The sequence below is a fragment of the Kineococcus indalonis genome (assembly GCF_009906395.1).
Taxonomy (GTDB): Bacteria; Actinomycetota; Actinomycetes; order Actinomycetales; family Kineococcaceae; genus Kineococcus; species Kineococcus indalonis.
Genome location: NZ_JAAALM010000826.1, coordinates 1 through 1,152, shown reverse-complemented (window position 1 = coordinate 1,152; position 1,152 = coordinate 1). Strand labels below are relative to the sequence as shown.

Annotated in this window: 1 protein-coding gene; it reads left to right on the top strand. The window is 80.9% G+C overall.

From position 1 onward, the window contains the following. Positions 1–60: 60 nt before the first annotated feature. A complete protein-coding gene (locus GTR00_RS21380) occupies positions 61–1,092 on the top strand; it encodes a class I SAM-dependent methyltransferase (protein WP_166613515.1) in 1,032 nt (343 codons plus the stop codon). Positions 1,093–1,152: the final 60 nt, after the last annotated feature.

Sequence of the window (1,152 nt, the reverse complement as noted above, 5' to 3'; positions counted from 1 at the left end):
CCCTCCGCGACCGCGCCCCCCGCCGGCGCGCCGGGCGCCGACGCCGTCGCCGAACGCGTCCTGGAGGCCGTCCTCGGCGGCTTCGAGGCCCTGAGCGTCTACCTCGGCGACCGCCTGGGCTGGTACCGCGACCTGCGCGCGCACGGCCCGACCACCCCCGCCGAGCTCGCCGCCCGCACCGGCACCCGCGAGCGCTACGCCCGCGAGTGGCTGGAGCAGCAGGCCGTCGCGGGCCTGCTGCGGGCCGACCCGGCCCCCGGCGGGCGCCGCTACGCGCTGCCCCCGGGCGCCGCCGAGGTCCTCACCGACCCCGACAGCCTGGCCCACCTCGCGCCCCTGCCGCGCATGCTCGCCGCCGCCGCCGCGCACCTGCCCGAGCTGCTGCACGCCTACCGCCACGGCGGCGGGGTCAGCTGGGAGCGGCTCGGCGCCGACGCCCGCGAGTCGCAGGCCGACCTCAACCGCCCCTGGTTCCTGCACGCCCTGCCCGGCGCGCTGGCGCAGGTGCCGCGGGCGCGCGAGGCCCTGGCCCGCCCCGGCGCCCGCGTCCTCGACGTCGGCTGCGGCGCCGGCTGGTCCTCGATCGCCCTCGCGCTCGCCCACCCCGGCGCCCGGGTGCTCGGCGTCGACGTGGACGCCGCCTCCCTGCACGCCGCCCGCGCGCACGCCGCCGACGCCGGCGTCGCCGACCGCGTCGCCTTCCGGCTCGCCGACGCCGCCGCCCTCGACGAGGACGGCGCCTTCGACCTCGCCCTCGCCGCCGAGTGCGTGCACGACCTGCCCGACCCCGTCGGCGTCCTGGGCGCCGTGCGCCGCGCCGTGCGCCCCGACGGCGCCGTCGTCGTCGTGGACGAGGCGGTGGCCGAGGAGTTCACCGCCCCCGGCGACGACGTCGAGCGCCTCATGTACGGCTTCAGCCTGCTCGTGTGCCTGCCCGACGGGCTCTCCGCCGGGCCCGCCTCCGCCGGCACGGGCACCGTGATGCGCCGCCCCGTGCTGGAGGGCTACGCCCGCGCCGCCGGCTTCGCGGGCGTGGACGCCCTGCCCGTGGAGGGCTTCTCCTTCCTGCGCTTCTACCTGCTGCGCCGCTGAGGCGGCCCGTCGAGGCCGGCGAGCACCGCCCCCGCCCCCGCCCCGGCCGCGGCCAGCACC